This window comes from Pseudonocardia nantongensis (genome assembly GCF_046546495.1).
In the GTDB taxonomy this organism is placed as follows: domain Bacteria; phylum Actinomycetota; class Actinomycetes; order Mycobacteriales; family Pseudonocardiaceae; genus Pseudonocardia; species Pseudonocardia nantongensis.
This window is the reverse complement of sequence record NZ_JBKGXT010000016.1, coordinates 100349-112718: the sequence shown is the minus strand read 5'-3', so window position 1 is coordinate 112718 and position 12370 is coordinate 100349. Positions and strand designations below refer to the sequence as shown.

At 67.0% G+C, this 12370-nt stretch carries 9 protein-coding genes and 1 tRNA gene; 4 read left to right on the top strand and 6 right to left on the bottom strand.

All coding sequences use genetic code 11. The annotated features are described in order from the left end of the window. Nucleotides 1-55: 55 nt before the first annotated feature. The 4 genes from ACLFMI_RS18205 to ACLFMI_RS18190 all read right to left on the bottom strand — a co-directional run bounded on the left by ACLFMI_RS18205 (nt 56) and on the right by ACLFMI_RS18190 (nt 7014). Entirely contained in the window at nt 56-949 is an 894-nt protein-coding gene (locus ACLFMI_RS18205; protein WP_410949078.1) for a putative RNA methyltransferase, read from the bottom strand. Nucleotides 950-3534: 2585 nt separating this feature from the next. Next, entirely contained in the window at nt 3535-4428 is an 894-nt protein-coding gene (locus ACLFMI_RS18200; RefSeq protein WP_410949077.1) for a mycobacterial-type methylenetetrahydrofolate reductase, read from the bottom strand. Nucleotides 4429-4999: 571 nt separating this feature from the next. Further along, complete coding sequence (locus ACLFMI_RS18195) at nt 5000-5836, bottom strand: YmdB family metallophosphoesterase (RefSeq protein ID WP_410949076.1); 837 nt, start codon at nt 5834-5836, stop codon at nt 5000-5002. Beyond that, nucleotides 5833-7014: a cobalamin-independent methionine synthase II family protein gene (locus tag ACLFMI_RS18190; protein ID WP_410949075.1), complete on the bottom strand. Its 1182-nt coding sequence runs from the start codon at nt 7012-7014 to the stop codon at nt 5833-5835. The genes ACLFMI_RS18195 and ACLFMI_RS18190 overlap by 4 nt, the downstream gene beginning before the upstream one ends. Before the next feature lie 88 nt (nt 7015-7102). Between ACLFMI_RS18190 and ACLFMI_RS18185 the strand changes: the two genes are divergently transcribed. Further along, the gene (locus ACLFMI_RS18185; RefSeq protein ID WP_410949074.1) at nt 7103-8017 is read left to right on the top strand and encodes a MurR/RpiR family transcriptional regulator; all 915 of its coding nucleotides are present in this window, start codon (nt 7103-7105) and stop codon (nt 8015-8017) included. A gap of 302 nt (nt 8018-8319) precedes the next feature. Here the strand turns inward: ACLFMI_RS18185 and ACLFMI_RS18180 are convergent, their stop codons facing one another. Beyond that, nucleotides 8320-8622 carry a DUF6506 family protein gene (locus tag ACLFMI_RS18180; RefSeq protein WP_410949073.1) on the bottom strand — a complete coding sequence of 101 codons (303 nt, stop codon included), beginning with the start codon at nt 8620-8622 and terminating at the stop codon, nt 8320-8322. A gap of 33 nt (nt 8623-8655) precedes the next feature. On the opposite strand from ACLFMI_RS18180, the gene ACLFMI_RS18175 reads away from it, so the two are divergent. Beyond that, on the top strand, nt 8656-9255 hold the full coding sequence (locus ACLFMI_RS18175; protein WP_410949072.1) for a helix-turn-helix domain-containing protein: 600 nt from the start codon (nt 8656-8658) through the stop codon (nt 9253-9255). Between the two features lie 207 nt (nt 9256-9462). Here the strand turns inward: ACLFMI_RS18175 and ACLFMI_RS18170 are convergent, their stop codons facing one another. Next, nucleotides 9463-10164, bottom strand: a complete 702-nt coding sequence (locus ACLFMI_RS18170) for a TetR/AcrR family transcriptional regulator C-terminal domain-containing protein (RefSeq protein ID WP_410949071.1) — start codon at nt 10162-10164, stop codon at nt 9463-9465. 181 nt (nt 10165-10345) lie between these two features. On the opposite strand from ACLFMI_RS18170, the gene groL reads away from it, so the two are divergent. Both groL and ACLFMI_RS18160 read left to right on the top strand, forming a co-directional pair. Next, nucleotides 10346-11980: a chaperonin GroEL gene (gene groL / locus ACLFMI_RS18165; RefSeq protein WP_410949070.1), complete on the top strand. Its 1635-nt coding sequence runs from the start codon at nt 10346-10348 to the stop codon at nt 11978-11980. A 115-nt stretch (nt 11981-12095) separates the two neighbouring features. Beyond that, nucleotides 12096-12217, top strand: a tRNA-OTHER gene (locus tag ACLFMI_RS18160). Nucleotides 12218-12370 lie beyond the last annotated feature (153 nt).

Below are 12370 nucleotides of genomic sequence, written 5' to 3'. Positions count from 1 at the left end.
GCTCCGTGGTCCAGACGTGATCGCTTCGCCGTCGACCGTGGCTGTGCTTACCCGTTCAGCGTTGGCGTCGCAGCACGGTCACGTCCATCGCGGCGGTGACCCCGACGAGATCGGGTAGCTGCTCGATCGCCCGTTGTCGTTGCTCTGGATCGGAATGATGTGCGCTGGGCCCCATCGCTGCCAGTGCACCCACCTCGTCGTGCCGCAGGGCCAGACGCCAGCGCACCGCGTGCTGAGCGACCTGGACGAACCCGGTGAAGGCTCGTCGCAGCCGGTCGGGTTTCCGGGGGTCGACTCCGATCGTCCCGACACGGTCTCGTAGTTCACGCAGGTGCTCGGGCCCCGCAGTGGCAACGATGGCGACGCCCTCGTCGGTCAGGATCCGGTCGATCTCTGCGACGGTGCGCGGCCCAAAGACGCTGAGCACGACGCCGGTCGTCCGTGGGGCAAGCGGCAACGGTTCCCACACGTCGGCGGCGATCGCGGCCGCCCTCGGATGTGCCCTACTCGCGCGACGTAGCGCCGCGGGGGAGAGATCCACGGCCAGCCCCCACGACCCTGGGAGGGCGTCGAGCACGGAGCTGAGGTAGTGGCCGATGCCGCCGGCAAGGTCGACGACGAGTTCGGGCAGGCGCGGTGCGTGCTCGGCGGCGAGTGCGGTGATCGTCGAGCGCAGCGGACGGAAGTGATCGCTGCTCAGGAACGTCTCGCGGGCAGCAACCATGGCCGCGGTGTCCCCGCGGTGTCGGTGCCGGCCCGACAGCAACGAGACGTAGCCCTGACGGGCGATATCGAACGAATGTCCTGCCCGGCAGCGGATGCTGCGATGGTCGCGGCGCAGGGGTGTCGCACGGCAGTGCGGGCACGCCAGGCGATGCACGATCGCGTCCAGTGCCGGTCGATCAGAAGAAGAGGCGTCGGCGTGGCCGCCGACGGTGGGTGTCTCCACGGTCGCGTTGTCCCTGAATGCTGGTGAGGGGACGCGGCGGTGGCACGTCTACACAACGAGCCCATGTCGGCACGGGTGAGAGGCCGTCGGACCCTGCAGCGGATCGGACGGCGGGGTGCACCGCCTCAGGCGGTGCGGGGGCGCTTCGCGAGCGGGAGCCACATGCTTCGGACTGTACCCGGTGGGCGTGCACACGGGCGTCAAGCATCAGGTGAGACCCGAAGGGGGCAGGCATCAGCCGGGACACGACAAGCGACCCGGCGACCCGGCGCCCGCCGTGTTTAGACCTTCCATTCAGTATCAAGGCGGCGCCTCCGGCGCCGTGGTCGGCGCGTGCGGCCTCCGGCCGGTCGCCGACCACGCGTCCCCGAGGTGCGCCACTCGATCGGGTCAAGTTGACGGCAGCGTCGATGCCAATGTGGTGCAGTTCGACCATGTCGAACGCGTGCGAAGTTGATCGTGACTCGTCGACCCTCCGGACAAGACGTTACTTGAAGGCGACCGCAGCTATGATCTGCGCGCTGGCTGTCGCACTGGTGGGCCCCGGCGTCGCGAACGCGAATCAATCGGACGTTAATGCTCCGTCGCAGGCAGCGCCAGGACTCGGAAAGGGGGACTTCGTTCATATATCCACCTCAGGCGGGCCGCGGGCTGCGTCCGGGCATGGGTGGTGGCTCCATCCGGACCCCTCGCTGCGTGCAGATGTGACAGTTCAACTGCAGGTCCAGAAAGGTGCAACATGGACCAGTGTAGGGCCCCCTGGACCGCCCGCCCGCTTAGCTCCGGGCGACCCTGGGCGAGGTAAGCGAGCCACTGGTCGAGCGAACTGCGTCGGGACGGCTACGATGAACTGGCGCAGCTTGATCGACGTCGATGTCGTCGACAAAATTGACAGTCCCGGGAAGACCATCACGGAATCGCGCCCACTTCCCTGCAGTGTTTAGTGGTCGCTCAGTAGCCGCTCAAACTGGAGAGCTCTATGATCGATTCGCTTGCTCTCGGCATTTACGGCCAACTGACGCCGAATGCTAAAAGTGTCGAGTACTTGTCCCGAGACGAGCGTCCAGATTGTTACAGCGTCTTTCACTCACTTTCACAAATGCATGGACTTGCGTCCGATGCGCACGGTGGAGTCTGGGGAATGAACGACGCCGATGGTCCGATGTTCACGGCCGACCAGCGATCGGACCTCCTGGGCTGGTTTCAGGTCACTCCGACCGTAGCGCCAAGTGCCCCGCTGCCAGTAGAGCTGTTCACAACTTGCGCAATGTCAACCTTGAAACGCTTCGGCGATCTGAAGGTGTCCGGCTTGGTGGCATATTTCCCCGTATCAGGCAGGGCGCCCGACTCATGGGCAGCGTTCGGAGCCAAGTCATGGCTGGACATGGGAGAGTCTACGGCGCGTTGCAGTGCACTAGTCACAATCGAGATGCCGCATCAGACTGATACTGAGTATATAATTGGGCGGGCCAGTGAATGGCTCGCCAAGTTTGAGGAGAATAAATCGGGTATCTCATTAACCGGCTCCGACGAAATAGAGGTAGGCGCGGCTAGGCGGGACGCCCCCTGGCGCTGGTGGATATCAGAGGATCGCACAGTAAAGCGTTCGCTGACTGTCTCTCTTCCGGAGTGGAGTTCGACTGCACTCGGCTGGGCGCTTGGATGTGTCGAAAGAGCACTCGAAGGAAGCGGATTCACCGGCGGTGCGGGCATCCGGATTGACCGTTCGGAGACAACAGGCTAATGGCCCTTGCCGGGCGGGCAGCTCTCCGGGATGGTGGCCGTGCCATCCCGCCGACCTCCCTCCGGGCTACCACACGGACGACCGTGGGCGGAGCTTTACGAGATCAGCCGGCGGTTGCGTCGAGGGCCGCCCACGGCCGCCCGCGCGGTCGGCTTGCAGCAGGTCGACGGGATGGCACTCAGCAAGCGCAGGGGAGCGGCTTGCGCCGGGGCACATCTGGGGCACATCCGCCCCGGATCGCACCGATACCCGCTGACACGACGTGGCAACGGGTGAGCTGGTGATCGACGGCGCCGAGCGGGACGCGCAGGCAGGCGGCGGGCCTGGTTCGCGTTAGGAGAGCGGTGCTCGCGCTCGGCGGCCTCATAGCTCAGGTCGACCGCCGAAACGCGCAGCGGTACGAGCCGGAGCGGACGGGGTATCGGACCGGGCGAGGAACGGCCGTACTGCCGCGCGCTACGTCTGGCAAATGGTGCAATCGCGAAACGCCATCGACTTACACGTGCAATCGCCTCTGGTGTCTTCAACTATTTGCGACGCGATAACGTACGCTGATTCGTCGTCATGCGCTCCGCCGCTCGAATTGGCCGCCTCAATGCCGGTCGCGATACAGTTCGATGAGTGGTGAGAAAGAACGTGTTCCGCACGCGCGCTAAGATAGTGATCATTATGGCACAAATAGTGCTCAGTCGATCCGCTAAACTCGCATGCAATCCAGAACGCTTGGTCGCCGTCCGCGGGATCTGTGACAACGTCCGAGACTCCACATAGTTCACATGGGCCGGTTAGTGACATCATCACTCCATCCATCTCACGCCATGGCTGCTCAAACTCGTACACGTCACGCGGTGTCCGGAGCCCAGTAGTCGAGCAAGGCAGCGAAGGTTTCGAAAGCTGGTGCGCTGGCACCGTACGGGGCTTCAAGATGCAGGCTGACGGGAAATCCGAGTTCGAGCACTCCGTCGACGACCCGCTTGTAGAGTTCGAGCAGCATCGTGCGTTTCTCGGCAGGTTCCCCGTCAGCGAGCTTGGTCACGAAGGCCTGCTCCTCAGCAACGAGTGGGTTGCCGGGGTCCTGGATCAGCCAGTTGATCAGGTTGACCCGGTTCTCGGCCTGGGGCACGAAGCCGAAGGACAACAGCAGCTCCGGCCGGTGCGGGCTCTGCCGAGCGAAGTCGCGGAGGAACTCGACGATCCGGTCGGAGTAGAGCAGCTGCGTAAGGCCGAAGGTCGCGCCTTGGTCGCACTTGAAGTTCAACCTGCCGACCTCGCCATCGCGGGTGGGGATGACGACCGCGCCGCGCTCGGGCACCAGATCGGTGTAGGTGGCCAGCGCGTCGACGGGGGCCACTCCCGATCCCTCGCCGTCGTTCATCGTCCGTGGGACACCCACGAAGACGACTCCGTCCATGCCTGCGCCACGCAGCGCGCTCAGCCGCTGGGTCAACTGCGTCTCGGCCATGAACGAGGTCACTTGGGTGCACAGGCCACGGACGTTCGGAAGTTCGGGCGAGATCGTCGACCAGAAGTCGAGGACATCCATCTTCGGCTTCATCGCCACGGGGCGGTCGTCGTCCTCCTCGATCATGCCGGGGATCAGGATGTGCCCGATCCGATCCTGCATGCCACACGCTGCCGAGTGCTCCAGTACCTTGCCCGCCTCCTCGACGGCGCGCTGCCGGCCGAGTTCGACGTTCGGCGCCACCAGCTCGAAAGCAATGGTCTCAAGGGCCACGGGGTCGCTCCTTCCGAACCACCACCCGCGGGCAGGTGTCCGGTCTAGACGTTCGGTCGCTCTCGACCGTAGTCGGCGTGTGGTGTTCGCGGGGGCAGGATGATGTGTGCGATGCCTTCATCGCGCGGTGTGGAGCCGCGTGGTGCCTGGGCGGAGGTACCACCGGCGGCTACTGACGTGACTCGCTAGGTGCGGGGAATCGGTGGCACCCCCGCAGCTCCCCGGCGATGCGACAGAACAAGTAGCCGAGCGTGCCCGTACGTGCCACACGATCCGGGCAACGGCGGTCAACATGAGTCTCGTAGGACCTCTCGCAACCTGGGGGAGCGGTATGAGAAGGGCTCCTGATCCACATTTGCAAGGCAGTGCTCGGCAGCGCCACTGCTGGGCCGTTTCCGGGCCGTCTGGGCCGTCGCTGGGCCGTGGGAGACCACCCAACAACGAAAAGCGACGCTGACCGACGGGAGTGGGTTCCCGCTGGTCAGCGCCGCTTTCAGCGCCTGGATCAGGCAGCCTGCTTGGCCTCCCAGAAGATCTTGTCGATCTGCTGCCTCTTGTGTTGTTCCGGCGCTTAGGTGATGCGCTCGATGGTTGTGGCCGTGCCGTTGGTGGTGATCTCGACGCGGACGGCGCCGAGGGTGAAGGGCCCGGTGGCGAGTTCGTAGGGCGGTAGTGCGGTGTGGTCCTCGCCGCGGAGGCGGGCTGCGAAATGGGCGGGGTCGAACCCGCCGCCGGTGAAGCCGAGGGGGCCGGTCATGCCGAGCTCGGCGATGTAGGCGGTGCCGGCGGGCAGGAGGTGCCCGCGCAGGGTGGGGTCGTGGGTGTGGGTGCCGACGAGCGCACCGATCTGGCCGTCGAGGGCGGTGGCGAGTGAGGCCTTCTCCCAGGGCGATTCTCCGTGCAGGTCGATCAGGACGGCGCCGGGGAGGTCCTCGGTGGCGGCGAGTGTGGTCCAGGACGGCCAGAGCGGTTCCGGTTGGGGTGCTTTCATGCCGGGCAGCGCCGCGGTGGGGGAGAGCAGGTTGATCACGGTAAGCGTGCGGTTGTTCTGCCGGAGGGTGATCAGTCCCTGGCCGTGGGTCTCGTCGAGGTTGGCCGGGCGGATGACCTGAGGGTAGGCGAGAACGGCGTCGACGTCGGGGCCGTCCCAGGAGTGGTTGCCGCCGGTGATGGCGTCGACGCCGGCCTCGAGCAGCCGGTCGATCACCTCGACGGTCATGCCGAAGCCGTCCATCGGGATCGGGCCGGTGACCGCGCAGTTCTCGGCGTTGACGATGATGAAGTCGGCTTGGTGCTGCTCCCGAAGCGTCGGTAGGCGGTCGGCGAGCCAGTCCGCGGCATCGGAGCCGACGACGTCGCCGACGGCGAGCACGGTCATCGGTTCGGTCCGGTGTTGGTCGAGGTTCATGCGTGGGCTCCGATCGCGGTGGCGGGGCTGCGCAGTGATTCGCCGGCGCGGCGGGCGCCCTCGACCAGGGAGGCGAGTTTCGCCCAGGCGATGCGGGGGTGGACCGGGGTGAACGAGGCGAAGGTGGAGAACCCGCAGTCGGTGCCGGCGATGATGCGTTCGACGCCGACGGTGTGGGCGTAGCGGGTCAGGCGTTCCGCGATCAGGTCGGGGTGCTCGATGTAGTTGGTGCAGGTATCGATGACACCGGGCACGAGGATCTTGTCGTCGGGCAGTGGATGGTCGGCGAAGATCTGCCACTCGTGCGCGTGGCGCGGGTTGGCTGCTTCCAGCAGCAGTGCCCGGGGCCGAGCTGGCAGGACGATGTCGATGACGTCGGCGAGGTCGACGTCGCGGTGGTGCGGGCCCTCGTAGTTGCCCCAGCACAGGTGCATGCGCATCCGGTCCGGATCGATGTTGGCCGTGGCCGCATTAAGGGCCTCGACGTGACCGGCGATCGCCCGGCGGAACTCATCGACGGTCGCACCGGTGTGCTGGGCATGGCGGCCCATGGCCAGGTCCGGGCAGTCGATCTGGAGCAGGAAGCCTGCGTCGACGATGGCCTCGTACTCGGTGCGCATCGCGTCGGCGAGTGCGCCGAGGTAGTCCTCGTGCGAGGCGTAGTGCTGGTTCGCCAGGAAGATGGAGATCACGCCGGGGGAGGCGGCGGGGACCACGACCTCGGCAGGGCCCGCCGTGCCGACGTCGTTCAGCGCGGTCCGAAGGTCGTTGAGCTCTGCGGCGAGGGTGTCGGTGCCGGTGTAGCGGACCGGGCCGGTACAGGCGGGGGTGGCGGTGACCAGCCCGGCCAGTGCCTGCTCGGTGATCTCGGGGTAGTCGTCGAGGTCGGCCAACGACAGCGCGCCGGCCTCGCCGTCGAACCCGCTGAGGCGTTCCTTGACGTAGGTGCTGTACCCGATCTTGCCCTGCTCACCGTCGCTGCCCGCGGCGATGCCGGTCTCACCCTGCTGGCGCAGCACCTCCGTGGTCGCCGCGCGAACCATGTCCGGCAGTGCTTCCAGCGCCGAGGTGTCGGCAGTGCCGTTCTCCCGGGCAACCATCGTCTCGGCCAACCCGGGCGGCCGGGGCAGGCTTCCGGTGTGCGTGGTCAGGATCGCGCCCGTGCTGCTGGTCCTCATGGCACCCGACGCTAGCCACGGTCCGGAAACAGCAGCCGCATGCAAGATGAACGATGAATGGAAGATCTAGCCGGCAGAGCAAAGAGTCATGGATCTGATTTCCACGGTCGCTATCGTCGGCGGTGTGAGTACCTCTACAGCGGCGTCCGGCGGGTCGGGTGAACGACTCACCGGGTCGGTGCGGGAACGGATTCGGGGCTTGACTCCGAGCCTGTCACCGACCGGTAGGCGCATCGCCGAGGTCGTGATGCGCGACCCGGGACGGGTCGTCGAGCTGACCGTGACCGACCTAGCCGTCGAGAGCGGAACGTCGCTGGCCAGCGTGGTGCGATTCTGTCAGGACCTCGACCTGCGCGGATTCGGCGACCTGAAGCTCCGCCTGGCCGCTGAATCCGCCCGTCCCGCCGACGTGGAGGCTGAGCCGGCTGATGGCCCGGGCGGCATCCTCGCCTCGGTGCTGCGGTCGAGTGCCGACGCCCTCGCCGCCGCCGCATCCACCGTCGACCCGGACGCCTTCACCGCGGTCGTCGACGTCGTTGCCCAGGCCCGGCACGTTCTTGTCGTCGGAGTCGGAACCTCGGCGCCGCTGGCACAAGACTGCGCCTACCGGTTCCGCTCCATCGGGCTGCTCGCCGAAGCACCCCCGGACGCCCACGTCCAGCACGTCAGTGCTGCCCTCCTTCGCCCGGGAGCCGCATGTCTGGCCATCAGCCACACCGGCCAGACCCGGGAGACGCTCGCCGCCGTCACTTCTGCCCGAGACGCCGGTGGGGCCACCATCGGCATCACCAGCTTCCATCGGTCCCCGCTGACCGAGGTCTGTGATCACTCCGTCGTCGCCGGCTCCCATGAGACCCGCCACCACGTCGAAGCACGAGCAAGCCGACTGGTCCACAGCGCGGTCCTCGACGCCATCCACGCCGCCATTGCCCAGAACCATCCTGGCCTCGCCGACGCTGCCGCTCGACGCGCCGCCCACATCGTCGCCGAACACCGGATGTAGTAGCGCGCAGCTAAGCGTCGTGCTCCTGGCCTGCCCGGCATGCGGAGGGCGTCGCTGGCCATCTCCTGCGTATTCCCCGAGCTGCACGTGGCGCTTCGGTCGCTTCGAGCCGAAGCGGTCTACGTGCGCGGAAGAGCGGTGGACCGCCATGGCCGGGTACAAACCGGTACAAACCAGCGCAGCCAGCGACGCCCAACGACGACCTGTCACGGTCAGTGGAACAGCAGGTCAGCGGCCGGATTGGCGGTGTTTCGGCCTTGTCGGCATTTCCCCAGTGGCAGTACGTCTCCAAGCGCATCCGCTCAGGAGAAGATCTCGTGGACCCCGTCCACCGACTCTGGGCCGTATGCAACCGCGCCGACCGGGATCTTGTGCCCAGTCGCGTCGAGAACTTGGGAGGCCCAGACGGGACCGAACCCACCGCACAGCTCGATCAGCTGCACGTCGTGCTGCTCGACGAGCTTCCGTGCCACTTCGATGCTCTGGTCGGGGCGTTCCATGCCGACGAGGATGGTGCGGCAGGAGCCGGTGTCGGCGACGGTGACGTCGCGCTCTGGATCGGCTCCGGTGGCCGTGTACAGAAAGCCCCAGCGTGCGAGTGCCATGTGTCCTCCCGTTGGTGGGTCTACCATCGCGGAGTGATTCCACCAAAGAGGAGTGCGGATGTCGACCGCTTCTCGAACGGCTTGCCGGTCAGCGAGCTCGGGCGTCGCGTTCGCAAGGGTCGACAGCACCGGGGTCTGACACTGCAGGGTCTCGCCGATGCTGCGGGGGTCAGCCGCAGCATGCTGTCCGAGGTCGAGCGGGGCGCGAAGATGCCGACGGTGCTCGTTCTCGATCGTGTCGCTGGGGCGTTGGGGTCATCGGTGGCGCAATTGCTCGATGACCACCGCAGGAAATCAGTCGTGGTGATCCGGGCGGATGACCAGCGAGTGGAGGTTGAGAACGGTTGGACCTGGCGTCTGCTGTCTCCGGCGCTCCCGGACCGCTCGATCCAGGTTGTTCGGGTGGTCGCGCCCCCAGGCAGTGATGGGCCCGAGTTCCCGGCTCACGCCCCCGGGGCTCGTGAGTGGCTGGCCCTGGAGCACGGGCGGCTTCGGGTTACGGTGGGCTCCGAAGCGGTCGATCTGGAGGCCGGTGACGCCGTCAGCTTCGTCGGTGACGTGGTGCATCGGATCTCGAATCCTGGTGACGACGAGGCGATCTACTTCCTGGTCATCGACTACTCTGCGCCGTAGCTGTACCTCTGCGATGTGCGGCCTCCGCAGCGGACGCGTGAAGGGCGCGGGGGAGGGGCGGGCCCCAGGTTGTCCCCGGGAATGGACGGCAGAAGCCGACAGCGGACCGTTGCCTGTGGAAGACGCGGCAGCGAGTCCGTGCAGTTCAAGAGGGGTGACGGCGAACATCGGGCATCGCCGGAAGTAGTAGATCTTGTCTCCGCGGTTTCAGGGTCGCGCCTTCACCGCGAGGCCAGCAATGAGGAACTCCACGCTCTGGGCGAACTGTGCGGCCCAGTCGTCGGCGTGGGGGGAAAGCTCCGCCATCGCGGGATAGGTGTGCGAGTTGACTCTCAGGTGTTCGTGGACTGCCTGACGGGCCGCTGCTTCGCCGTCGTGCTGCCAGGACGCTTCGGCGGCGACCGACCCGATCACCAGGTTCGACACGGCCGCGGCTGCCGCGGTGAGTTCGCCACCGGCGAAGCCGGCTCGGGTGAGTGCGGCGTAGACGAACTCCGATCGTGCAAGTGCCTCCGGGCCGAGCAGTGGACGGCTGCTGGCTAAGGCTCCGGACCATGGGTGGGATAGCAGGGCGGTGCGCAGGTTGTGCATGAACGCGCGGACGTCGTCGACCCAGTCGTGCGCGGGCTCGCTCGGCAGCGGCATCTCGCCGAACACGGCGTCAACAGCGAGGTCGAGGAGGTCGTCGCGCACCGCCACGTGCCAGTACAGCGTGGTGGCGTGCACGTCGAGGGCGGCGGCGAGCGCGCGGAGATTCAGTCCGTCGAGCCCGACGCGGTCGAGTTGGGACACGACCTCGGCGGCGATCCGTTCGCGGGTCAGACCGTGTTGCCCGCGCCGCGGCGGACGTTCACGCAGCCACACGGCTCCGGGCATGGCGGGCCCGGTGGTGGCCTTCTTCGGGCTCATGGTCCTACATCGTAGGTGCCCCGGTTGCGGCTGGCGAACCTAGTCCTGCACAGTAGGACTCTGGCACTCGCTGTCGGTGAGTGCCAGGCCGGACGGGGTGAGAGCAGCCGCCCTGTGGTTGGTCGTCCGTCGCGGGCGCCCGGTCCGGTCCCGCATCGGTTGGAGGAGTGGATCTGCAGTTATGGCGAAGCTGATCGCGTTCGACGAGCAGGCCCGTCGGGGCATGGAGCGGGGCATGAACACCCTCGCTGACGCGGTGAAGGTGACGTTGGGCCCGCGTGGCCGCAATGTCGTGCTGGACAAGAAGTGGGGCGCGCCGACGATCACCAACGACGGTGTGTCGATCGCCAAGGAGATCGAGCTCGACGATCCGTGGGAGCGGATCGGTGCCGAGCTGGTGAAGGAGGTCGCGAAGAAGACCGACGACGTCGCCGGTGACGGCACCACGACGGCCACGGTGCTGGCGCAGGCGCTGGTCCGTGAGGGCCTGCGCAACGTGGTTGCCGGGGCGAACCCGATGGCGTTGAAGCGCGGCATCGAGAAGTCCGCGGCCGCGGTGGGCCGTCAGCTCATCGACACGGCGCAGCCGGTGCAGACCCGGGGTCAGATCGCTGCGTCGGCGTCGATCTCGGCGGGGGAGCGCGAGATCGGCGAGCTGATCGCCGAGGCGATGGACAAGGTCGGCAAGGAAGGCGTCATCACGGTCGAGGAGTCGCAGACCTTCGGGCTCGAGCTCGAGCTCACCGAGGGCATGCGCTTCGACAAGGGCTACATCTCGCCCTACTTCGTGACCGACGCCGAGCGGATGGAGGTCGAGCTCGAGGACCCCTACGTCCTGCTGGTCTCGTCCAAGATCTCGACGGTCAAGGACCTGCTCCCGCTGCTGGAGAAGGTCATGCAGTCGGGCAAGCCGCTGGCGATCATCTCGGAGGACGTCGAGGGCGAGGCCCTGGCCACCCTGGTCGTCAACAAGATCCGTGGCACCTTCAAGTCCGTCGCGGTCAAGGCCCCGGGCTTCGGTGACCGCCGCGAGGCGATGCTGGCCGACATGGCGATCCTGACCGGTGGCGAGGTCGTCTCGGAGAAGGTCGGCCTCAAGCTGGACACCGCCGACCTGTCCCTGCTGGGCACCGCCCGCAAGGTCGTGGTGACCAAGGACGAGACCACCATCGTCGACGGTGCCGGTGACGCCGACCAGATCGCCGGCCGGGTCAACCAGATCCGCGCCGAGATCGAGCGCACCGACTCCGACTACGACCGCGAGAAGCTCCAGGAGCGCCTGGCCAAGCTGGCCGGCGGCGTCGCCGTCATCAAGGCCGGCGCGGCCACCGAGGTCGAGCTCAAGGAGCGTAAGCACCGCATCGAGGACGCCGTGCGCAACGCGAAGGCGGCCGTCGAGGAGGGCATCGTCGCCGGCGGCGGCGTCGCGCTCATCCAGGCCGGAGTGTGGGATGCGATCGAGGGTCTTGGCCTGGATGATCCCGACGAGGAGACCGGTGCGGCGATCGTGCGGGTCGCGCTTGAAGCGCCGCTCAAGCAGATCGCGGTCAACGCTGGCCTCGAAGGCGGGGTGGTCGTCAACACCGTGCGTAACCTGCCGGTCGGGGAGGGTCTCGATGCGGCCACGGGTGAGTACAAGGACCTTATCGCCGCGGGCATCATCGATCCGGCCAAGGTGACCCGCTCGGCGTTGGACAACGCGGCCTCGATCGCGGCCCTGTTCCTCACCACCGAGGTGGTCATCGCCGACAAGCCAGAAGACAACGCGGCCCCACCCGCTGATCCGAGCGGAGGTATGAGCGGGATGGGCTTCTAACGGTTCTTTGCCCAGCTGGTGCTCGGATGGCATCGACGCGTCTGCACCAGCTGGGCAGGCTGTTCTCCGTGTTCACCGGGGTTCGGGTGAGACCGTGCAATTGGCGTGCAACTACGGGCGGCCAACCACGGTCACCCACAGGCCATCTCGTCCGCTGTTCTCCCTGGTCGATCCTCGGGAGCGCCAGTCTGGCGAGGCCTTCCAAACTGGCTACGCGGGTTCGATTCCCGTCGCCCACTCAGCGCTTCTACCAGCGGAAACGGCGCCCACTCCCGATCATGGGAGGGGCGCCGCTGTTCTTTCGTGGAACCAAGAGCGTCCGGCGAATGACGTTGGTTGCGTGTCCGCGCCCCTGTTACCGAGATCCCCGGGCCCCAGCGGGTGTCGGTC

Excerpts from the sequence above, each read along its gene's own strand:
- ACLFMI_RS18195 (WP_410949076.1), bottom strand. The coding sequence starts at position 5,836 with ATGAACCTCGACCAACACCGGACCGAACCGATGACCGTGCTCGCCGTC.
- ACLFMI_RS18190 (WP_410949075.1), bottom strand. The coding sequence starts at position 7,014 with ATGAGGACCAGCAGCACGGGCGCGATCCTGACCACGCACACCGGAAGC.
- ACLFMI_RS18185 (WP_410949074.1), top strand. The coding sequence starts at position 7,103 with ATGGATCTGATTTCCACGGTCGCTATCGTCGGCGGTGTGAGTACCTCT.
- ACLFMI_RS18180 (WP_410949073.1), bottom strand. The coding sequence starts at position 8,622 with ATGGCACTCGCACGCTGGGGCTTTCTGTACACGGCCACCGGAGCCGAT.
- ACLFMI_RS18170 (WP_410949071.1), bottom strand. The coding sequence starts at position 10,164 with ATGAGCCCGAAGAAGGCCACCACCGGGCCCGCCATGCCCGGAGCCGTG.
- groL (WP_410949070.1), top strand. The coding sequence starts at position 10,346 with ATGGCGAAGCTGATCGCGTTCGACGAGCAGGCCCGTCGGGGCATGGAG.